The organism is Synechococcus sp. MIT S9220, from assembly GCF_014304815.1.
Classification (GTDB): domain Bacteria; phylum Cyanobacteriota; class Cyanobacteriia; order PCC-6307; family Cyanobiaceae; genus Synechococcus_C.
Genome location: NZ_CP047958.1, coordinates 570606 through 590175 on the forward strand (window position 1 = coordinate 570606; position 19570 = coordinate 590175).

At 49.3% G+C, this 19570-nt stretch carries 20 protein-coding genes; 9 read left to right on the forward strand and 11 right to left on the reverse strand.

Annotation, left to right across the window (positions count from 1 at the left end):
• The first annotated feature begins 17 nt into the window (after nt 1-17).
• Entirely contained in the window at nt 18-275 is a 258-nt protein-coding gene (locus SynMITS9220_RS02920) for a hypothetical protein (RefSeq protein WP_186990588.1), read from the forward strand.
• A 176-nt stretch (nt 276-451) separates the two neighbouring features.
• Here SynMITS9220_RS02920 and SynMITS9220_RS02925 read toward each other — a convergent pair whose 3' ends face one another.
• Complete coding sequence (locus SynMITS9220_RS02925) at nt 452-634, reverse strand: hypothetical protein (RefSeq protein WP_186990590.1); 183 nt, start codon at nt 632-634, stop codon at nt 452-454.
• A 588-nt stretch (nt 635-1222) separates the two neighbouring features.
• Between SynMITS9220_RS02925 and SynMITS9220_RS02930 the strand changes: the two genes are divergently transcribed.
• Nucleotides 1223-1525, forward strand: a complete 303-nt coding sequence (locus SynMITS9220_RS02930) for a hypothetical protein (protein WP_186990592.1) — start codon at nt 1223-1225, stop codon at nt 1523-1525.
• A gap of 139 nt (nt 1526-1664) precedes the next feature.
• Here the strand turns inward: SynMITS9220_RS02930 and rpsD are convergent, their stop codons facing one another.
• Nucleotides 1665-2273, reverse strand: coding sequence for a 30S ribosomal protein S4 (gene rpsD / locus SynMITS9220_RS02935; protein ID WP_067094008.1), 609 nt, complete (start codon nt 2271-2273; stop codon nt 1665-1667).
• 74 nt (nt 2274-2347) lie between these two features.
• Between rpsD and yidD the strand changes: the two genes are divergently transcribed.
• From yidD to SynMITS9220_RS02950, 3 genes are read left to right on the forward strand one after another with little or no spacing between them, the layout of a single operon-like run.
• Nucleotides 2348-2626 (forward strand): membrane protein insertion efficiency factor YidD, encoded by a 279-nt coding sequence (yidD, locus tag SynMITS9220_RS02940; RefSeq protein WP_186991797.1) that lies wholly within the window; start codon nt 2348-2350, stop codon nt 2624-2626.
• On the forward strand, nt 2607-2915 hold the full coding sequence (locus SynMITS9220_RS02945; RefSeq protein ID WP_255483267.1) for a glutaredoxin family protein: 309 nt from the start codon (nt 2607-2609) through the stop codon (nt 2913-2915). The genes yidD and SynMITS9220_RS02945 overlap by 20 nt, the downstream gene beginning before the upstream one ends.
• Nucleotides 2916-2941: 26 nt before the next feature.
• Nucleotides 2942-4441, forward strand: coding sequence for a UDP-N-acetylmuramoyl-L-alanyl-D-glutamate--2,6-diaminopimelate ligase (locus tag SynMITS9220_RS02950; protein ID WP_186990596.1), 1500 nt, complete (start codon nt 2942-2944; stop codon nt 4439-4441).
• On the opposite strand, the gene SynMITS9220_RS02955 is transcribed toward SynMITS9220_RS02950, so the two are convergent.
• A complete protein-coding gene (locus SynMITS9220_RS02955; protein WP_186990598.1) occupies nt 4438-5640 on the reverse strand; it encodes an aminotransferase class V-fold PLP-dependent enzyme in 1203 nt (400 codons plus the stop codon). The genes SynMITS9220_RS02950 and SynMITS9220_RS02955 overlap by 4 nt on opposite strands.
• A gap of 44 nt (nt 5641-5684) precedes the next feature.
• Here SynMITS9220_RS02955 and SynMITS9220_RS13280 point away from each other — a divergent pair, with 44 nt between their 5' ends.
• Together SynMITS9220_RS13280 and SynMITS9220_RS02960 are read left to right on the forward strand one after the other, a co-directional pair.
• Entirely contained in the window at nt 5685-5999 is a 315-nt protein-coding gene (locus tag SynMITS9220_RS13280) for a hypothetical protein (RefSeq protein ID WP_255483306.1), read from the forward strand.
• Entirely contained in the window at nt 5881-6540 is a 660-nt protein-coding gene (locus SynMITS9220_RS02960) for a DUF4079 domain-containing protein (RefSeq protein ID WP_255483197.1), read from the forward strand. Before SynMITS9220_RS13280 ends, SynMITS9220_RS02960 begins: the two co-directional genes overlap by 119 nt.
• A gap of 155 nt (nt 6541-6695) precedes the next feature.
• On the opposite strand, the gene SynMITS9220_RS02965 is transcribed toward SynMITS9220_RS02960, so the two are convergent.
• Genes SynMITS9220_RS02965 through SynMITS9220_RS02980 form a run of 4 tightly spaced genes read right to left on the reverse strand, consistent with a single transcriptional unit; the run spans nt 6696 to nt 12743 of the window.
• Complete coding sequence (locus tag SynMITS9220_RS02965) at nt 6696-7391, reverse strand: hypothetical protein (RefSeq protein ID WP_186990600.1); 696 nt, start codon at nt 7389-7391, stop codon at nt 6696-6698.
• Nucleotides 7388-9448: an ATP-binding cassette domain-containing protein gene (locus SynMITS9220_RS02970; protein WP_186990602.1), complete on the reverse strand. Its 2061-nt coding sequence runs from the start codon at nt 9446-9448 to the stop codon at nt 7388-7390. The genes SynMITS9220_RS02965 and SynMITS9220_RS02970 overlap by 4 nt, the downstream gene beginning before the upstream one ends.
• On the reverse strand, nt 9445-11589 hold the full coding sequence (locus tag SynMITS9220_RS02975; protein ID WP_186990604.1) for an ABC transporter transmembrane domain-containing protein: 2145 nt from the start codon (nt 11587-11589) through the stop codon (nt 9445-9447). The genes SynMITS9220_RS02970 and SynMITS9220_RS02975 overlap by 4 nt, the downstream gene beginning before the upstream one ends.
• A gap of 5 nt (nt 11590-11594) precedes the next feature.
• Nucleotides 11595-12743 carry a biotin/lipoyl-binding protein gene (locus tag SynMITS9220_RS02980; protein ID WP_186990606.1) on the reverse strand — a complete coding sequence of 383 codons (1149 nt, stop codon included), beginning with the start codon at nt 12741-12743 and terminating at the stop codon, nt 11595-11597.
• A 219-nt stretch (nt 12744-12962) separates the two neighbouring features.
• Between SynMITS9220_RS02980 and SynMITS9220_RS02985 the strand changes: the two genes are divergently transcribed.
• A complete protein-coding gene (locus tag SynMITS9220_RS02985) occupies nt 12963-14714 on the forward strand; it encodes a TolC family protein (protein WP_186990608.1) in 1752 nt (583 codons plus the stop codon).
• Nucleotides 14715-14808: 94 nt separating this feature from the next.
• Nucleotides 14809-16551: a hypothetical protein gene (locus SynMITS9220_RS02990; protein ID WP_186990610.1), complete on the forward strand. Its 1743-nt coding sequence runs from the start codon at nt 14809-14811 to the stop codon at nt 16549-16551.
• Between the two features lies 1 nt (nt 16552).
• On the opposite strand, the gene SynMITS9220_RS02995 is transcribed toward SynMITS9220_RS02990, so the two are convergent.
• From SynMITS9220_RS02995 to SynMITS9220_RS03010, 4 genes are read right to left on the reverse strand one after another with little or no spacing between them, the layout of a single operon-like run.
• Nucleotides 16553-17596: a hypothetical protein gene (locus SynMITS9220_RS02995; RefSeq protein ID WP_186990612.1), complete on the reverse strand. Its 1044-nt coding sequence runs from the start codon at nt 17594-17596 to the stop codon at nt 16553-16555.
• Entirely contained in the window at nt 17593-18840 is a 1248-nt protein-coding gene (locus tag SynMITS9220_RS03000) for a tryptophan 7-halogenase (protein WP_186990614.1), read from the reverse strand. The genes SynMITS9220_RS02995 and SynMITS9220_RS03000 overlap by 4 nt, the downstream gene beginning before the upstream one ends.
• A 59-nt stretch (nt 18841-18899) precedes the next feature.
• Nucleotides 18900-19301, reverse strand: coding sequence for a gamma-glutamylcyclotransferase (locus tag SynMITS9220_RS03005; protein ID WP_186991799.1), 402 nt, complete (start codon nt 19299-19301; stop codon nt 18900-18902).
• Between the two features lie 3 nt (nt 19302-19304).
• The gene (locus tag SynMITS9220_RS03010) at nt 19305-19550 is read right to left on the reverse strand and encodes a NifU family protein (RefSeq protein ID WP_067094052.1); all 246 of its coding nucleotides are present in this window, start codon (nt 19548-19550) and stop codon (nt 19305-19307) included.
• Between the last annotated feature and the right edge of the window lie 20 nt (nt 19551-19570).

The window sequence follows — 19570 nt, forward strand, 5'->3', positions numbered from 1 at the left end:
CGTTGAGATCCGGAGCCTTGGCTGATACCTCAGTGCAGCAGAGCCACAAGGATGAGTGGCGGGATCATGTGCTCAATGAAATCGTCACGTTTCTGAGCGAAAATAAGCAGCAGATTCATGCTCGCTACCTGGAGCAGCGACAAGGGCAATTACCCCGCGACTTGATCGAGCAGGAGGGACTGATGGATTTTGAGCTGGCCCTCACTTTTCTGGAGGACAAACCGAAAGGCTTTGGGTTGGGGCTCGGCTTTTTTAAAGCAAACTTGATTCGTTGATCGACGAACCTGAACCATCTAACCCGTCAGCGTTCGGTTGGTGTTGAGAATCGATCTCTGGCTCTGCGGTAGAAGCCTTGACCGAGTGAAATCAAGTTCTTGTTAGGAACATTTATCCCATTCTTGTCATCATCTTCTTGGTTGCGAACTTATTTCAGTGATCAGTCGAGAAAGATTCAGCGCTTTTCATTGGTTTTGTTGTCAAACATCCATTCCATCATTCCCTTGCTGTCGTTTTTAAGGGAGACAATTCCGAAGCTCACTAGAAATACCAGCGAGACGGTGATGAGAACAGCGGCACTCATCTCGCTGATTTCGAGATTTCCGAGCGATAGGGTGAGCAGAACTGGGTGATTCATTCAGCTGTTTCGCTTCTTCCTTCTCTGGGGATCGGGCCGAGAATTAAGAGCATTTTTTCGTCTGGGAAAGTTTGCTCACCAGATAGCATCGACATTAACCAGCCAAGCATTCTATTCGACCATTTTTTTTGAAGTTTAGCTGTTGGGATTGAACTGGAGTTCGACTGTTATGACCGCTTATCAACACTCAATGTCGTTGTATCCGATTTAACTGATTGTCAGACACTTTTGCGATTCGGTGGTTTTGGTTGCCGCTGTTTGGTCTTCGGCGAATCTCGATCCCAAGCAAAAGGGGCCGGTTAAATCCGACCCCAACCACCTGCATCGTTTTAATGATGACAATGATGATGCTTTTCGCAGGCAGCTCTTAACGTCTTGAGATCAACCTGGTCATGAGCTTCAGGACTGAGCCTCGGCGTCCTGCTTTTGCTCCGTGATTTCTGCATCTGCTGATGTCTGGCTGCGCTGGCACCCGGATGACGCCAGTTCAATCTTGAGGAGGAGAGTTGTGTTCAATTCATCGTCAATGCTGTGTGATCCCAAAGCTCGTCTGTTGCTTACTGGCTTAAAAATGCTCGCTGACTCAAAGTGCGCTCATCAGAGGGTGCGATCGTGTTTTGTATTCAACGGCTTTCAGATCAAGGCTGGGTCGGCATTGCAGAAAACCTCAACCTGCTGGAAGCCCGAGCCAAGGCGACACTGTTGTCACAAGAGCATGGCGCTGCGTTTCGGGTGGTGAGTGATGATCAATCAGATATGCAGTTCCTTTGCCGAAATGGGTTAATTCTGGTTGATCTTTCCGAACCCGCGGATCTTGCTGCCGCTCTTGAGGGTCAGCCATCGGTGTTGATGGAAGACATCTCCTGGAAAATTCTTGCTGAGGCCAACTGAAGGTTCTCGTGATTGTTGCTGCTGATGGGTCGGCGCGGTGAACGTGTCACTCACTCCTACGTCCGACATGAAAAACCCCGCTCCGGAAGAACCGTGCGGGGATTGCAAAGTAAGAACGTGCTGAGAAGTGAGGTAGGCCTCAGACCTTGCGGGAGTAGTACTCCACAACCAGCAGTTCATTGATCTCAAGTGCGACCCATTCGCGTTCGCACTTGCTGATCACTTTGGCGCTGAGTTTTGCCTTGTCGAGCTCCAGGTGGGGCGGCACGTTGGCGAGACCAGGGAATTCCAGGTTGCCTTCAGCCAGTTTTTTGCTGCCCTTGCGCTCGCGAACGGCGATCAGATCACCGGCTTTGCACTGGTAGCTGGCAATGTCGGTGACGCGGCCGTTCACGGTGACATGGCCATGGTTCACCAGCTGGCGGGCGCCAGGCACTGTGGGGCCAAATCCGAGACGGAAGCAGACGTTGTCGAGACGGTTCTCGAGAAGTTTGAGCAGGTTGGTTCCTGTGGAACCCTCCTGTGCGCGCGCTTTTTTCACGTAGCGCACGAGTTGGCGTTCAGAGACGCCGTAGTTGAAGCGAAGCTTTTGCTTCTCCTCAAGGCGGATTGCGTATTCAGAGCGCTTGCGACGGGCTTGGCCGTGCTGACCGGGTGGATAGGACCGCTTTGCGGCCTTCCGGGTGAGACCAGGGAGGTCTCCCAAGCGCCGCGTGATCCTCAGGCGAGGGCCGCGGTAACGAGACATAAGGAAGGAAGGTGTTGGACCATTCACGCCGGCGAAACGCCATGCTGGACTTGAAGTCAGCCTTGCGTTTCTGCATGCGCGAACCACGCATCCTATCTGTCGGCTTCTTGGCGAGGTTTGGGGAGGCTTTCAGTCAGGCCCTGGCCCAGCTGATGATCGCGGCGATTGGCTCTTACCGCAGCTGGTTTTCGCCCTTCTTCGGCCCCCGTTGTCGCTTCATTCCCAGCTGCAGTGCCTACGGATTAGAAGCGATTCAGCGCCATGGCCCCTGGCGGGGTAGCTGGCTCACTCTGCGCCGGATCTGTCGCTGTCATCCCTTTACCCCTTGTGGCTGTGATCCAGTCCCCGATTGAGCCCCTGCAGCTGACCTTGTTCAGCAGGCAGGGCTGCTGTCTTTGTGAAGGCTTGGAGCAACGTCTGCAAGACCTCGATCTCAGTCGTTTGCAGCCACCGCTGAGTTTGGAGGTGATTGATATTGATGCTGCGGGGATTGAGCCGGAGCTTCGCACTCGTTACGACCTGGAAGTGCCTGTTTTGGCACTGCAGGGGAAACCTCTGCCACGGGTCTCTCCTCGCCTAAGCGGAGAGGGACTGTTCAATTGGTTGCAACGGCTCTGCTCCACCATCGCCGTATCGGACTAGAACGGCCTCAGCTTTAGGGGCTGGTGATGACGCAGATGCTCCATTCGCTGCTGAACGCAGTACGGCTGCCAGTGCCGTCTGAGCTGCCCAACCCAGCGGTCACGTCCATCACGTGTGATTCCCGCAGTGTCGGCAAGGGCTGCGTCTTCATCGGTCTTCCCGGTGAACGGGTGGATGGGGGCTGTTTCTGGCCAGAGGCTCTGAAGGCCGGCGCTGTGGCCGCGCTGATCGGTGAGCAAGCAGCGCAGTCGCTTCCGCCCTCCTCTCAGGATCCTGTTTTGGTGATCCCTGAGCCGGTGTCCCATTGGGCGGGAGAGCTGGCTGCCGCGTTCTGGCAGCAGCCCTCTTCGCGCATGCAGTTGATTGGTGTGACTGGCACCAATGGCAAAACCACCACAACCCATTTGATTGAACACCTCAGCCTGGAGTGCGGTCGCTCTTCGGCCCTGTTCGGAACGCTGGTCAACCGATGGCCCGGCCAAAGCCTGACGTCCACCCACACCACTGCGGTTGCGGATCGGCTGCAGGCCCAGCTCGCTGAAGCGTTGAATCAGGGCACACAGGTGGCGGCCATGGAGGTCAGTTCCCATGCTCTGGATCAGCAACGGGTCGCCGGTTGTCGTTTCTCCTCCGCTGTGTTTACCAACCTCACGCAGGATCATCTCGACTACCACGCATCCATGGAGGCCTATTTCGAAGCGAAAGCGCGCCTGTTTGCCGATCCCTTTTTGATTGGTGAAGGCCCCCGAGCGGTGGTGAATGTTGACGATGCTTGGGGACGTCGACTGGCTGATCGCCTTGGTGATCGTTGTTGGCGCTGCAGTGTCGACGAGGCTGCCGATCTCAGCATGCGTGATCTCGTGATGACATCGAACGGCGTAGAGGGAATGCTGCTCACTCCCCGAGGCGAAGGGCGTTTCCATTCGCCTTTGGTGGGTCGCTTCAATCTGATGAATGTGATTCAGGCCGTCGGCTCGCTGCTCCAGCAGGACTTACCACTGCCCCTGTTGTTGGAGGCCCTTCCGAAATTCCGAGGTGTGCCAGGCCGTATGGAGCGGGTGCTGCCCTCCAGCCCTTCCACAGATCAGCTCCCCGCCGTCGTTGTGGATTACGCCCATACCCCGGATGGCCTGCGTAGCGCGCTCCAGGCCAGCCGCCCCTTTGTGGATGGGCGTCTGGTGTGTGTGTTTGGCTGCGGTGGAGACCGCGACCGGGGCAAACGTCCTCAGATGGCCTCGATTGCCGCAGAGCTGGCTGATCGCGTTGTAGTCACATCCGACAATCCTCGGACTGAGGATCGAAAGCGCATTCTCGACGATGTGGTGGCTGGCCTTCCTTCAGGCATCGACTACCAGGTGCAAGCCGACCGAGCGATCGCGATCGCTCAGGCGATTGCTCAGGCACGACCTGGCGATCTTGTCTTGATCGCTGGTAAAGGGCATGAGGATTACCAGATTGTCGGCACTGAAAAGTTGCATTTCGATGATCGAGAAGAAGCGGAGAAAGCACTGCACTCTTGGAGCTAGCTGCTCATTGCTGACAACGTCCGAATCTGATCGGTGAGTTGTGCGATGTCGTTCTGGCTGGTGCAGATATGGGTGCATGCCCGCAGGCAGACGGGGTCTGCCAGGTCACGGATCCAAAGTTGTTGTCCGCCGAGGGCCTTCACCACCTCGGCTGGTGTGGCTCCCGTTGCCTCAGGGCGCATCTGAAAACTCACCAGACCAGCCGGTGGTGGGCCGTCGAGCAGCGGTGAAACCCCAGGGATCGACTTCAGCTCTTTCCAGAGCTGTTCGCTCAGGATGCGGATCTGCCCGAGTCGTTCGTCGTCTGAGCCCTCCTGCTCCAGCAGGTCAAGAGAGCAGCGCAGGCCAGCCATCAGTGGCACGCAGCTCGTGGCCACCTCAAAGCGACGGCTGTCGTGATGGAAGGGGTCTGGATCTTCTGCCACAGCACGCGTTTCATCCTGAAGGCTGCGCCAACCGATCACGGTGGGATAGCCATCCGAGAGCACACGCTCTGAGATCGCGACCCCGCCCAGTCCTTCCGGACCGCATGCCCATTTGTGCCCAGTAAAGGCATAGATATCGGCTGCTGCTGCCGCCTCTGAAACGGGAATCTGGCCGACGCTCTGCGCAGCATCTACAAGCAGGAACGGCCGGGCCGGATGTTGTTGCAGTTGTGCGGCCACCGCTGCGATCGGCATCTTCTGACCGGTGTTCCAGAGCAGATGCGACAGCACCACGATGCGGGTCTTGCTGGTGAGCTGCTCGTCGAGGGCTGCCAGCACCTCGTGATCGGTATGGGCCTGATCATCGCGGCCGAGTCTGCATTGCTTCACGGGCAGCGTGTGGACCTGAAGCTGGCGGCGACGAGCCAGTTCGTGGCAGGCCGCTACGACACCGGGGTGCTCACAGTCGCTGATCAGGATGTGGTCGCCATCGTCGATGGGCAGGCCCCAGAGGGGAAGCACACATCCGGTGGTCACGTTCTCGCTCAGGGCGAGCCGATGCGCTGGCACATTGCATAACCGGGCTAGACGGCCGCGTGTGCTGTTCACTTCGGCGCTGATGTAGGGCCAGATGTCTGTGGTGAAGGGGCCGAGTTCCTGGATACGTTTCCAGCTGCTGGTGATGGCATCCAGTGAGGGTGTGGGCAGCGGCCCCTGCCCGCCATAGTTGAAGTAGGTCTTGTTGGCCAGTGCGGGGCAGAGTTCTCTCAGCATTGGGGATCAGGACCTGATCTCATGATCGCTCCTCAGCTCATGTATTGCCGCGTTACCGGGCTGCTTCGGGTGAGGTTGCATTGAGTGCTGCACTAGGCAGCTTCGAGCGGGTCCATGTCGAATTTCAAGAGTTGGCTCTGCTGAGGAGCGTTCAGCCAAGTGATGGCTACGTTGCGTTTGTTTGTTGGCTTGGTATCACCGATGGCACTGGTGGACTGGCTCTAGATTCTTCACCCGGTTTTGGCGGTGGTGTTGATCTATCCCCTCACCGGGATCGTGATGCGACTGGCGATGCAGACACGATCTCGGCGATTGAAGACCGCAAAACCGCCTCCGACGGTGGGGCGCGACCACAGTGATCTCGGTCGCTGGCTCGCCGCAGCTGTGGTTGGTCTGGTGATCGTTGCACTCACCGTGGTCATCGCAACACATGCGCCGCTCGATCAGTTCCAAGGGGGCTTCGCTCGTGCTGGCATGCTGCTGATGGTGATGGCCGGAACCCTGCTTAGTCTGGGCGCGCTGTGGATTGCGAAGGCACCTGGCCTGCGGCTGGCGTTTGCTCTGATCACCTGGGCTGGTGTTCTTGGCCTGGGAGCTCAGCCGGAGGTGTGGCGACTGTCTGATGACCCGTTGTCGCCAGCGTTCTGGCAATCCCATTACTGGTCTGTTGTCGCCGTGGTGGGCCTGATGTTGTTTTCGCTCGGTGCCCGACCGGAGATTTTGCGCGATCTGCGCCTGCGCCGCCTGCATGTCACCGCTAATGTGCTTGCGGCACTGCTGTTCGTTGCGCAGGGCGTCACCGGCACCCGCGATCTGCTGGAGATTCCATTGAGTTGGCAGAAGCCGACGATCTATGTCTGCAATTTCGATCTCCGAACCTGTCTGCCGCCAGCACAGTGACCAACAGGTCTGTACGGAGTGCACTTTGTTAGTTCCAGTTGCTCCTCTTTTATCTGCTGTTATCAGGATGGTTCTTTGAGTTGAGCTTGTCCGGACGCTTCCAAGGAGAGAGAGAGAACTCAAAACTCTTGCTTTTCAAGACTTATGCACGCCATTCATCTAAGGGTTGGCGTCAATGCGTCATGCTCAAAGGTTAAGTAGCTAGATCTCCATGAATAGGAAATTCCAACGCAAGGAGAAAGATTGAGAGTCGCATGGAAATAGCGGTCGGGAATAAATAAAGCCTCTCCTTTTCGAGATTTGACGAGCTTGGCTCCTTCCAATTGCGGCCACAACTGTTTGATATCCAACTGAAACCACTCTGAAAGTGATTGTCGACTTGGCCCAGAAACTTCATGATTGAACTTCGCAAGTGCAGCACTGTTCTGTTTGGAATGGGGAGCGAGAAACCAGAGCTTCTCTCCTTGAAGACACTCAAAGCAGGCTCGTGTGTGTTGATGCACGTGGGTTCCAGTGCCACGGCAACCAGCAAACAGACGTGCCATTCGAATCTGGTTGGGCTCTAAATTCACCGTTTGTGGTCCTCCCACTGCAGCATAAAGCTCTGGACTTAAAATTAATCCCTCAAAGAGGAATGGATGGGAAACATAGAGTTTGGATTCAGGTTCAGGTTGGTCGAGTTGCCTGAGAAATAGATCAAGCTGAAGATGCCCATTGGGCTCAGTGACGTAAGGATCGAGTGAGTATTCGACTGAAATTGATTGATTCTCGCAAACTGTGAAGAGCTCCTTCAGTTTATGTGTTGAAATGGATTGAAGATAAGGCTTAAAATCCTGTCTGTTGCGTTTCATCGGTTTGATCCCATTCGTTGATTTTGTGATTCCAGGTGAATGACTTTGTCAAATGAGTCTTTCGCGCTGAGTCGATGCAGGCAGGAAATATGAATTGAGCAGGATTGATTCAGCTTTTTCAAGAGAATCTGATGGCTTTCTTCATCTAGATAAGATGTCGGTTCATCGGATAGAAGAACCGTGGGTTGACCTAAAACAACGCGCGCAATGTGCAGACGTTGAAGCTCTGCATGTGAGATGTCTTGTGAGGATTCACTTAAGTTGGTCTTCAAGCCCATTGGTAAGCTCTCGAGAATGGGGTCACATAAACAATTTTTTAAAGCCTCAAGGATTGCATCGTCAGAAAAATGATTCCAAGGGTCTAAAAATTCGCGTATTGTTGAGCTCGATAGCTTAGGATTCTGGGGAATAGCCATGACTCTTGCGAAGTTCTTGAGGCTCTGTTGATTCGATAGAAGCGTATTATTGATGATGATTTCTCCTTCGCTGGCATCATGAAGACCACCAAGGACTTTGATCAAAGTTGACTTCCCTGAACCCGGTTCTCCTGTGATCGCATATTTTTGACCCTTCTCAAAAACAAGATTCAGGTCACTGATGATATTGAATTTTGCGTTGTTGTGTTTATAAGCGATTTGCTTGAGTTCAATAGACTTAACTGGTTCCATTGAATCCATTGTCGAAGATGGTTGAAGTAACGAAATCCTTTGCTTTTCGAATTGGTCTAGACCTCGCAAGCTGTTTTTGCTGAAGTAAGTTGGCAAGGCAATCATGAGTGAGGAGATGGCTTCTGCAACTTGTGAAAACCCTGCAGAGATAAACGAAAATGCTGTGAACATCACGAGATATTTTCCTTGGGACAAACCACTACTCGCTGAATAACCAAACAGAATGAGTGCAACCAGCAGCGAGCTGACGATTCTTGAAAACAGCACTCCATAGCTACTCCATTGATTAATGGAGATGATCATCTTGTAATAGCGACTTTTGGTATTCGTGAATGATTGATCGTATAAAGTTTCCAGTCCAAGCGAACGAATTTCGTTAATGTAGTTGACAGTATCAATTATAATTTGATTGTTCTCTGCTTGGTTGCGAATGAGTTGAAACGATATCCGACCTGTGATGTACCCTGATGCAAGAGACACCCAGGCAGGAAGAGAGCTTAACAGCAGAATTAAAAAGACAATTCTTGGCTCAAGAAGGTAAAAGCCAAAGACGGTCATATATGTACCAATCGTTAGGAGTGCGATCGGGATTGAAATTAGTAGCGCTCTTGCACTTGACGTGAATGCCAGTGCCGTCTTGAAATTTTGCTCCCAAAGACTGAGTGAAAGCGTTGGAAGAGCACTTGGTTTTGCAGACAAATAGCGATCAAGTAAGCTGATTAATCCATGAAAATCAATAGAGGATTGTGCAATGCTAATGGAGACGGTGGAGACTGTTTTGAATAATGTTCCAATTAATTGGCTCGAGAAAAGGCCAATACAGATAATGATTAATTGATTGATTTGACCCGTTGGTATTAATTGATCAAAGATTGGCCCCATTGCTAGAACGGGTAGGGTCGATAAAAGTGTGAATACTGATAAACCAATCAATGTCAATGCATAGCCTTTCCATCGAGCAGCAATTTGCCACCATGAAAGCTCAAGTTTGCTCAGTTTCCGATGGGGGAGTGATGAGATAAGACTGAAGTAATTCCATGTTTCACTGGATTCAGTTTGACCACGGAGAAAGAGTTGATATCTTTGATAGGAATCGATGTAGCACCATTGATGATTCTCCTCATTGATCACGAGAATCTTCAGTGGCACAGATGAAAGCGGTTTCAATGTTGGTTGTCGATCAAATCGAATCGCTAAGATCTTTGTCTTTGTCTCTATAAAAGTGAGGCATTGGTTTGAGTCTGCATGCCGCAAAGACTCAGCTTGGTGCATTACGGCATCTTCTTCTGATGCACTCAAGCCAATCCGCAGTAGAGGATCCTTGAGGATTTTTTGGATGATATCCGCGGGTTTTCCCCAGTGGACACTGACTTGATTAGTGTGGGTCATTCTTGCTTGCTCCTCAATCGACCCACTTGACCATTTATTAATGCAAAGGCATGCACTTTCTCTAGCAGATCGTTATCTTGATCAACCAAAAAAATGCTGTTTTGTTGATACTTAATGATCCCTTGAATGAACCCATCTTTGAGTGTGGCTGGCAGGCTGTCGAGAACATTGTCGATGACCAGAATTTTCGGTTCACGGATCAAACAACGAATCACCTGGAGTATCACCTTCTCTCCACCACTTAAAGTCTTTACGTCATTCAGTTGGCGGTTCAAGTCTCTAAATAAATTCAACTTGCCTACACCGAGTTTTTCAACTATGGTCATTATTTGCTCATAGCTGCTTGTTTGAAATGGGTCTAAGTTGAACAGCAATGTGTTTTGAAATAGCAGTGGCTCTGACTCCACCATCAAAACCAATTGGTTGAGTCTTTTGCCTGATTGCTGATGGATATTTTCACCAAATATCTTGATCATTCCCAAACCCGGTCTAATGCGCCCTGCAAGTAGCTTGCCAAGGGTTGTTTTCCCTGATGACTGATCAGCAGCAATGGCGATTGGAAAAGCCGATGCATTCAGATTTAACGATGCGCGTTCAAGAATCTTTCGACTGAACAACGAATACTTAAAACTGACCTGATTCAACTGGAGAATCGTCAATTCCTGTGATTGATTAATTGCAACTACTGGTTGATTATTGAATTTAGGATTGTATCGTCCGTCTAATTGCGTCGTTGTGAGGTCTTCCAACCTTTTGTAGGCGATCAAGGTCTCTTGCAGATTTTGAATCGTCGTGACCAATCCTGATAATGGTGCTAACGACAAGCTCACCAAAGCATCTAAAGCTGCATATTGTCCAAGCGTGATTTGACCATTGAGGATTAATAGTGATGCCGCTAATAAAAGAACGACAGTGGATAAGCTATCAACTAATCCAAGAAAGAAATTTTGCTGTGCATAAGTGATATTTAACAAATTTTCTGACTGGTGTGCAATGATGAGGCTCTGTGCATAACGTGAGAGATGGAAGTGCTCTTGTCCTTCCATTTTGATTTGATCATATCCATTGATGATTTGATAAAGATCCGCTTGGTTTTTGGCTAATGATTGCTGATTTTCTTGTTGCAGATCAACCTGAACGGGAATCATCACGAGCGATGCTGTAATGATAATGATCATCAGAATAGCAATGAAGATGAAAAGCCAAAATGATGTGGCCAGTAGAATAAAAAATAAGATCAGTAAATTAATGGCTGCGATGAGCAGCGTAATCAGAGACGACTGGTTTGCGAGCAAAAGTTGATCGAGGCTTTCAAACTTTGCACTGATGTCCCCAGTATGGCGGCTTAGAAAATAGTTTTCTGGTAGCCTGATCAGTTTTCGATAGAAGTATTGGTTGAGCTTTAGGCTTAATTGACTGATGCCAAGGCAAACACATCCGAAGAGTAAAAATGTCCCAACTCCACTGATAATGGCAATCACAACTTGGGAGATGGCTAGGGATCGGCTCCACTGTGGAAGATTGAGCTCGATCACCCAAGTGAAAAATATGTTTAATATTTGCGCATTGGCTAATTCGAAGGTGGCAATAATGATTAATAGAAGTGCGATGACTGTGAGAATCGAAGCTGAAAAGCTTTGCTTTAAACTGGTGAGCCAAATTGCTGGTGTTTTTGGTGACTGCTGGGCTTTCTTTTCGGCAGAATTTTCATCAATTTTTCGACCAACAAGTGCATACTGATCAATGCAATGAGCTAATGTTTGCTTCTCAATCTCTAAAAATCCTGTGGCTGGATCATGCGCAATGAAGTGAGTGTCTGTTTTTTCAAGTATCAGAATAAAATGATTGCTTTTCCAGCAAACAATCGTGGGTAAGTCAAGTTCATTCAGCAACTCCTCCTTGTTATTCGTGTCATGTACCACAATGCGAATGCCGATATGCTCAGCCAGTCGTTGAAGTTGGCTTGCATTGATGCCTCCACGACAGGACCCATAGATTGCTCGGATCTGCTGTAAGGAGACATTGAGTTTGAAGGACTTTGCCATCATTGCGAGGCAAACTAACCCACACTCAGATTCATCCGACTGAAATAGCGGACGCGTCTTTGGATTGGCAGGTAATCCTAGGATTGATGGAAACAATGCATCTACCTCCCATACCCTAGATTCTTTTTCATTAGGGGAACCAGATAACTAATGGGTGTCCACGTGTCATAAACGCAGTCGACAGTTGCTGCTCCACCTGTACTGAATCCCCAACTCGGTGGTCGTTGTGTTGTCCATTGAAGATCTCCTTTCTTGTTCTTGTCCATCGTTATCACAAGCATGTATGGGAAAGCAGAAAACTCTTGGATTGTGGATCGGTTTCTTAGTTCATCAAACAGAGAGTTAGCAGTGTATTCAAGTCCCAGAATCCTTGTTAACTCCTGAGGATTGGTCGGGAGCTCTCCCACTGACTTGACTTTTGCGAGGATATACCCATATCGAGAGGCTGGTGTTTCCGCCGGACTCAAAAAACACCGCTCCCCTTGATTGAGTCTTTTTGCTGCTTCTGCAGAGAGGAGAAACACTCCCAAAGCTGGTCCTTCCTTTAAAGCGATTGTCGCAACTGTTTGTCCTTCTTGGACGTAATCTCCTTCGTTCACATCAATCACACTGACAATGCCATTTGTACCAGAAAGGATGTCGCGTGATAGTTTTAATTGATTATCCGAGAGGTCGGCATTTGTATCACTGGTGATTTGAGAGGACTTGGCGGAAAGCTGCAGTTGGAGTAGATCAGATTGTTTCTGCTCAATGGATCCTTTTAATTGTAGAAGCTGAGTTTTAATAACATCAACCTGATTCAGTTGGCTTAGATACTCAACTTGACTGATGTCTTGATTGTCAACGAGTTTTTGATATCGCCTGAGCTGCTCTTGATTCAATAGCAATTGTTGCCGAAGAGTCTTTTGTGTCTCGAGCAATCCATCGATGCTTTGTTCTGTAGAAATCATCATCGTGCTCAACTGCTTGGGAGTCATTGCATTGCTGAGCTCTTGAATTGCTTGATTCGATTCTGCCTCGATTCTTTGAACCTGGTTATCAAGACTGATCAGAGTTTGCCCTTCGATGACCCGTTGCCCTGTCTCGATGTGAACCTTGTGAACTCTCCCCGAAACACGAGCGTAGGCGCGATTATTTTTTCCTTGATTCAGAGTAAAACCAATCCCACTGACGGTTGCATTCACACGATAAACACAAGCCCAGATCAGGAAACAGCCACTGATCGCTACCAAGCCATAGCTGGCAAGCACGAATGGCTGTTGTGTCACGAAGCCAAGAAAGGGGTAAATTCTCTTGATTCGCTTTGTATTGAATCTCATATTGATAAGCTAGCTGCCATCTCATCATTGGCAATTATTTAATGGGTTTCTTTGCCGCCGGAGTGTGTGTTTGCGTTTAAGGTGTTTTTTCGGGCTCGTTGCCCTTGCTCCAGTTGCCGCTAAGATTGGCCGATCAAACTGATACCGATGATGGCTAAGTGTTTCGCCAACACTTTTTTGGTATCAGGGATTGTCCTGATCAGTTTTTCCTCCTTTTCCGCTGGCAAGGCGGATTCGTTGGATCCTTTTGATCTTTCTAATTTTACGCAGGAAATTAAATCTCATCAGCCTTCTGCCTATCAAGAGCTCTCAAATCTTCTATCAGAGATACCGTCTGAAGTTAAGCAAGCGATTGTTCCGGTTCGATTTCTGCTTGATGAGACAGCGAACTCTTATCAATTTGCTGGATTAAGTTTTCAATGCGATCAATACTTTGGCTCTGAATCAGATCGCTCGTTATCCGGTCAACGATGTCGCCCGTTTGAACCGACATTGGATCATCAAGCGCTTGGTTTTAAAAATCTGTTGTTGAGATCAGTTGTTTTATCGCCTTCGATCGCTGCCTCACTCAGCACTGTGGACTCCAATCGTTGGCTTGTGAGACAGTCTTTTAGCTCTTGGTATCCATCCTTGAGCTTGACATCTGGGTCTGTGATGTCGGTGAATATTTCTAATACCCAAAATTACACCTCTTCTGATTCTGGAGGATCCAACCCATCTGCAAGCGGCACTTCTTTTCAACCCACCACTGAGATTGGTGGTAACCGGCGTAGGACCATTCAGGCTGATTCGAGTGATAACAGCTCCGGACTTGTTCCTGCGTATACTCAAACCTCTTCGTATCTGCAGGCATATCCAGTTTTAACGCTCAACTGGCAACTCTTTGACTTGTCACGCTCGTCGTCGATTTCAGCATCAAAGGAACAGCTGACCGCTTCACAATTCCAGGCTTTAGATCAATCCAGACAAACGATTCTGGCTGTTGCGACGCTCTACAGCCAGCTTCAAGCATCTGAATACCAGATCGCCACACTGTTGTCTCTTTGCATCGCTTCTCAACAATTATTGGAACGCTATCAAAACCAACTTGATGAAGGTTTAATTTCCAAAGCTGTTTTACTTTCGCAACGTTCTAATTTTGAATCATCTAAATCACAGTTGCTTTCCGCTGTTGTGAACTATCAATCTACTTTGGAGCAGATCAAGGCTTCGGCAATGATTTTTGACTCGTCGATCAACTTGGTTTTTCCGCAAACCCTTGCCTTGCCTCAAGCTTGGCCGATTAGTCTTGATCAGACGAAACAGCTCGTTGCCCAATATCCCAGTGTCTTGGCTTATCAACATCAAGCACAACAATATTCTCAATTATCTCAAGGTAGTTTGAATGGATATTGGCCTGTGATTTCCGTACTTGGCTACATCACTTATGAGGGCACACAAGGTAGTCAAAATTACTCACCACCTCGGCAGCCTTCAGGTGCTTGGTCCTCTCAAATTTCTAATTACATAGGATTGAACTTTACTTGGAATATTTTTGATGGCTTTTCTTCCTATCAGCAGTCTCGCAGCTATGCCTCTCAATCATTGTCTTACACTCAGCAGGGTTTGGCTGAACGTCAATCATTGCTGTCAGAGGCAATGTCAAGCATTGAAGAAATTAAATTCACTCTGCCATTGCTACATTCCTTGGATTCAAGTTATCAATCTGAAGCTCAGGCTTATGACACTTATATGCTGAGGATGCAGGCTGGCATTGATGACTATTCTGTGATTTTTCAATCCCAACAGCAACTCACTTCTTTGCTGTCTTCTTATAGTTCGTCTTATCAGGACTTGTTCTCTTCGTATTTCCAGTTGATTGCACTCACTGGAATGCATTTGAACGCTGCTTTTTTTGATTAAGGTGTTCTGATGGCATTTAATTCTGAATTTTTTTGGTGTTTTTTTGTGGTGATATGAGCGATTGCTAGGTTGAATAATCACATGCAGTCTCATTGTGGCTACTCGTGTTGCGCTGGATGAGTTTCTGTCGTTCATACTTATACTTCAGTCCCGCCAGGCTCTTCGCCGTCGTTTCCTGCAACTGCCAACGCGTGAAGCTAGAGGTCAGATGATGACCAGGCTTGGTTTCGACAAGTTTCAGATTTGGGCTGCTTTAGACACACTTAGTTTTGAGATTGACGGTCAAACGTATACTTTTGCCTCCTGGATCGCCGGTCGTCAGAAAGGAAACGGAGTATCCATTGTTCCGTTTTCGACGATTATCGATAGCGCTTGCCAATTGGGTGCAGACGAGACGCATGCTTCCATTCGTCTCCAGTTGCTAGCAGTGCAAGGAACGCTTCGTGCTGTTGCGGGCGGTTCGGGTCGTCCCGTACCTCAGCGCTCAGGCAATGGATCCGTCGCATTTGGTGTCGGACGTCAATTGGAATATGAGCCTCTGCACGACTCTCAGGGTTTTCAAGATCATCAGCCCTTGAGTGTCGAGCCTGATGTCTTTTCAGACCAATCAGTGGGTCCTGGTTCGGTTGATGTGGCCGGTGTTCTCAGCATGCCTGACGATGTGTTTGAGGGCTCCGGTCCTCAGGCCCTTCGTGAGGGCTTCGGCTCTGATGCACCGTTTGAACGTTCCGAATCTAATCTTTTCTCGTCTGATCAATCCTCATCATCGTCGGATCGAGAGCAGCCGTCTGATGCGTCTGCTTCACAGATTCAAGATCTGTCATCGCGTGAATCCTCCTCTCGTGAAGGTCAAGGTGGATCGTTCGGATCTGGTCCCCTGGATGGTGACCGTGGCGGCTTGATCAGCAATGTGCGTGAACAAATTGATCAAAAAACATCTATTCCAATTGATTGGTCAAGTTCTTCGGTTGATCTGTATGACGGTAAATATGGTGACGTTTCACTCTCAGCCAGTATTGATGGCACGTTGAATCCCTCGATTGAGCGTGATGGAAAGGGTGATTACAGTCTGACTTTTGACCAATCTGATTTGAATTTCAACCTCACACTCAGTGGTGAAGCAACTTATACAAAACTAATCCCAGAATATGATCTGGAGTTTTCAGCGACGTTGGGAACCAGCTTAACGCTGACGCTCGAAAAAAATCCTGGTCAGCAAGGGATCAGTGGTTACAACATCTCTTCCTCTGGGCTGGAGTTGGAAATGGTTGCCGGTTTCATCGTTCATCCTGAATATGATGGGGTTTATTTGTCTGCCTCGATTGACCCGGAATTGAGTTGGACCATTGATGCATCTCTGCAGGATGGTATCCAAATCGGTAGGCCGGAGTTTGCCTTGAATTTTGACTACAGCTTCAATAAGCCTGATTTTTGGGATGCCGTAACGGGTGCTTTTGATAGGGTTGGTGATGATTTTGCCGACTTTTTTAAAAACCCTTCGTGGTCAAATTTTGTTGACAGTGTTGACTCTTTGGTCAATCTTGGTGAGTTTTTGACAAGTCCTGAATTCATGAATTGGGCTGTGGATCAGGCTTCCGCGTATGTCAAAAGTGTGGTGAATGAGGCAGCGAGCTACGCCGAGCAGGCGTTGTCGGATGTTTACGCAGGGCTTCAATCGGCGGCTGCTCAGGTTGAATCTGCCGTTACGAAAGCGGCTGATGAGGTCTGGTCAGCGGCGAGTGACTGGGCGTCTGAAGCCAGCAGTTGGGCTTCCGATGCTTGGGATTCAACCTCAGACTGGGCTTCAGACACCTGGGATGATGTGACCTCCTGGTGACTCAGCAGCTTGGTTGATCGACTCGTGCGTTCCACTGTTTCCAGATATCCATGGCGTCGCTGTCAGTGATGGTTGAGGTCTTGGTTTGATGTTGGTCTTGAGCGGATGGGAGTGATTTGGTGAAGTCTTCTACGTAGTTGATCCCTTGGGTCTGCTTAAGCCATGTATTTGAAGAGTGATAGTAGTCAGAAAATTCTTTTGATTGTTTGTACGTCGCTTCGTAGCTGTCGGTTTCTTGGTAGTGCTTGATCACATAATCAATGAACCGGAATCTTTTTCTGGTATCGACTTTGGTCTTACTTGCTCTCATCTGTCGATTGAGGCTGGTCATGATTTGCAGTCCCTTCAGGCTGAGGCTTTGATTCGACCGTCGTGTTTGTCCAAAGCTGTCTCTCCAGGTGATTCCGGTGTGCTTGCAAAAGTCTTGGAGCAGTGTGCCGTATTTTTGTTGTGAATCATAGTCTCTGATCTTGAAATGGTCGGGTCGGAATGCGTTTTGCCAAATTGTTATTGTTTGTTGGTGATTGCAGAGGTTCCGGTAGTAAGCGGGTCTTTCAATTTCGAATTTATGTTTCCCCATTTTTACTTCTGTTGACATCATTGAGACGGCTGCACGAATCGGTTTTCTCACATAGAGAAGGAGATTGATTTCGTTGAAGTATTGTCTGAGCATTTCGGCCAAGGATGTGATTTCATGCTCGGCCTGTAGGCAGTGTTGCAGGAATTCGCTTGAAATGATCCACTGCTGGTTTGGCTTGCTCTCAAGTTCTTCTTTGAGACTGGCTTCCCATAGAGCTCTGAACTTGAGACGTTCTTCTGTTGTCTGCAGGTGATTGTTTTTAGCAAGAAAGTCTGCTTTATGGTTTGTACTGTAAAACATCAGTGCCAGTTTGTAGTGCGAGTAGGGTCCTAAGCACGTTGGAATCTCGATGGATTGTTTGCTGATCTCTTGGCGTTGACTATGCAAAAATGTTTGGATTGTTGAGCTGCCTGTCTTGGGAAGCCCAATGTGAAGATCAAGTTTGCGGTTTGGTTGCATAGTCATGCGATGCTGTTGCGAATTGCATTGAATGAGTGGGTGTTCCATGCAAAAAACATTTGATCTTTTCCTTGGCTTGGTTTGTTGCTGGTTTCTTCTTGATGCTCTTTTGTGCACCAGTTTGAAAAATCTTTTACTGTTTCGCGGCTGATTTGTTCTTTGAGTAAACGGCCGTGATTGTCCTTTGCTTTCCTCCAATAAGCAGTGTTGTAGATGGAGCCATTGGAGTAATGCCAGCTCACGAATAGTGCGACTTTCTCCATGTTGCTTCGCACGATTGCGTTGAAACGCTTCTCACTGCTGCGGAGATTTGCTTCATTGGCGCTCGTTAGTTCTCGCTGTTTGATGTGTGCTGCGATTAGTTTGCAGTGATGCACCGTCATCTCAATGGAGGTTGCTTCCAGCGGTTCGATGAATCCTGCTCTGTTTCCTAATCGGTACACCCTTCCTTGCAGGTGTTGCTCTCCGAGATGGTTTTTGAATTGAATGGTTCTCCTTTTGCTGCTTGCAACGAGTCGATGCTCTTCCATGTAGTGGTTGAGATCCTGGTTGACGGTTTCTGGAGTGCACAGGCTTGAGTCGTGAACGTATCCGACTGAGTTTTTGTTGTTTAGCGGGATCTGGAAAATCCAGCCGTATGGCCTGGCAACCGCTTTTGTCGATTTGAGTTCATCGTGTTCGTTGGACTCTGTGATTGTCGTCTCTTCGCATTTTTGAAGAATGGCGGCGTTGGCGATTAAGGGCTGTGTTTCTGTACTTGCTGGGACGCCCTCACTGGCCTTAAATCCGCGGCAATCAATTACATAGTCATAATTCACTTTCTCTTGTCCGTTGAGCTTCACCCAAACGCTTTGCTGATTTTGTGCCAACGCTTCAGATGCTGTCTTCGGGATCACTTGGACCTTGATGCCTCTGAGTAGGAGAGTTGTGATTTTGTTGGCATCGAAGTGATAGGAGAAGGCTGTCCTGGCCGGTGTGAAGATGTGATGGTGTTGTTTGGCATGGCCGCCCCAGTTTTCAAAACAGATCCCCTGTTTTTTTGTGGCATTGGCTTCGGCCTCCATCAGGGTTGGCGTGATTCCTTCTTCATCGAGCCAGCGCCGAAACCATGGTCCAGCGCCCTCCCCGACGCCAATGGTGGGGATTTCTGGCGCGTGAAAGATTGTGATTGAGGCACCAGGAAATTGGCGCCTCAACATGCGCGCTCCGATCGCACCTGCCGTTCCCAGTCCAAGGATGGCGAATCGCATTGGAATGCACTTTTTTGAAAGCTAGTGCTTTCTTTGATGTCCATCAGTGCTTTCTCAAGTCATTGGCGATTCTTGTGATTCGCTTTGGTTTTCAGCTGGCAGCCAAAACCTGTTGCCGAGTGCCCTTCGTTGTGTCCCGTCGCTCTTCTCGGCATTGCTGACTCTTCAGCGTCTGCCTGTCGATAGATCCACACCCAGCGACCGTCTTCCAGCTGATGCTGCGCGCATTCATAAACGTTTGGGTATTCCTCCCAGGCATGCAGTTCAGGCCACTGCTCATCAGGTATCTGATACACCTCACCGAACACGGTGCCCACGCCTTTGCTCAGCATCGGATAGCCATTGTGTTCCAGAAGCTTTACTTGGCTGAGCGTTCCGTCAGCTTCTCTTGTGCATTCACTAAGGAGGGGATGCGTCTCACATCCCGCTTTCAGGCTTCCGTAGACGAAGAGTCGTTTCAGACTTCAAAGCACCTGAACCACTTCACTCACTTCAGGAATGGACTCGCGCATCTTGCGCTCGATTCCCATTTTCAGCGTCATGGTGCTGCTGGGGCAGCTGCCGCAAGCACCCTGCAACCGCACTTTGACCACCGGTCCATCGATTTCCACCACTTCCACGTTGCCGCCATCGGCCATCAGGAACGGGCGCAGCTCATCGAGCACCTTCTCCACGTTTTCAGTGGTGAGCGGCATTGTTTCGGTGCTCATGGCCGGATGGGGGTGAGTGC

Bases quoted from the DNA above. Each gene is read 5' to 3' on its own strand.
- SynMITS9220_RS02995 (WP_186990612.1), bottom strand. From the start codon at position 17,596: ATGACTATGCAACCAAACCGCAAACTTGATCTTCACATTGGGCTTCCC.
- SynMITS9220_RS02965 (WP_186990600.1), bottom strand. From the start codon at position 7,391: ATGAAACGCAACAGACAGGATTTTAAGCCTTATCTTCAATCCATTTCA.
- SynMITS9220_RS02955 (WP_186990598.1), bottom strand. From the start codon at position 5,640: ATGCTGAGAGAACTCTGCCCCGCACTGGCCAACAAGACCTACTTCAAC.
- SynMITS9220_RS02950 (WP_186990596.1), top strand. From the start codon at position 2,942: ATGACGCAGATGCTCCATTCGCTGCTGAACGCAGTACGGCTGCCAGTG.
- SynMITS9220_RS03000 (WP_186990614.1), bottom strand. From the start codon at position 18,840: ATGCGATTCGCCATCCTTGGACTGGGAACGGCAGGTGCGATCGGAGCG.
- SynMITS9220_RS02985 (WP_186990608.1), top strand. From the start codon at position 12,963: ATGGCTAAGTGTTTCGCCAACACTTTTTTGGTATCAGGGATTGTCCTG.
- SynMITS9220_RS03010 (WP_067094052.1), bottom strand. From the start codon at position 19,550: ATGAGCACCGAAACAATGCCGCTCACCACTGAAAACGTGGAGAAGGTG.
- rpsD (WP_067094008.1), bottom strand. From the start codon at position 2,273: ATGTCTCGTTACCGCGGCCCTCGCCTGAGGATCACGCGGCGCTTGGGA.
- yidD (WP_186991797.1), top strand. From the start codon at position 2,348: ATGCGCGAACCACGCATCCTATCTGTCGGCTTCTTGGCGAGGTTTGGG.
- SynMITS9220_RS02970 (WP_186990602.1), bottom strand. From the start codon at position 9,448: ATGACCCACACTAATCAAGTCAGTGTCCACTGGGGAAAACCCGCGGAT.
- SynMITS9220_RS02925 (WP_186990590.1), bottom strand. From the start codon at position 634: ATGAATCACCCAGTTCTGCTCACCCTATCGCTCGGAAATCTCGAAATC.